1 protein-coding gene is annotated in these 752 nt (G+C 28.9%); it reads left to right on the forward strand.

The annotated features are described in order from the left end of the window. Nucleotides 1-678, forward strand: a 678-nt coding sequence (locus tag RI01_RS03160; RefSeq protein WP_017193220.1) for a DnaB-like helicase C-terminal domain-containing protein, incomplete at its 5' end; no start/stop codon positions are given. Nucleotides 679-752 lie beyond the last annotated feature (74 nt).

The following is a 752-nucleotide window of genomic DNA, read 5'->3' on the forward strand; positions in this document are numbered from 1 at the left end:
ACTCAAATTCCCTTAGATGTTATTTTAGATAAAAATTGGGAAGACTCAAACATCACCACAAATACCTACATGGAAAGGATGAATGACGCTCAAAAATTATTTTTCCAATTTAACTTATCTTTTAGTTATGATAAAGAAAAAAATATCAGTTATGTCATTGATTTAGTTTATCGCCTTTATTTAGAAAAACAAACAGAAATCATCGTCATTGACCATCTCCAAATTACTAAATCATCCAATCATTTAGAAAACGATCGTTTAGCTATTGACGAAATTATGACCAAACTCAAACAATTAGCCATAGAATTAAACATCGTTATTATCATTTTATCTCAATTTTCCAGAGATACATATAACCATTACCAAGGTAAATCGCCTGAAATCACCGCTTTAAAAGGATCAGGAGGAATTGAAACTAACTCCGATATCGTTTTAATAATGTCCGAATTCCAACCCAAACTATCCAAAGACCAAGAAAAACCCTTAAATATCTATAATCAAGATTGCAATCAATTATATTTAGCATCAAAAAACAACGAATCTCAAAAAATCATTGAATTATCTATTAAAAAGAATCGTAGTGGTATCAAAAAAAACTTAGTTTATCGCTTTGAAATGACGACACAAACATTTCAAGAAATAGGTTTTGTTTTACCTTATCCATTAGAAAGTTATTAAGGAGTTCATCAATGAATTATCAAGAAAAAATAAAACACATCCAAACTCATTTCCCCATGTCAGTTTTATTAAAA

This window comes from Italian clover phyllody phytoplasma str. MA1 (assembly GCF_000300695.1).
Taxonomy (GTDB): domain Bacteria; phylum Bacillota_I; class Bacilli_A; order Acholeplasmatales; family Acholeplasmataceae; genus Phytoplasma.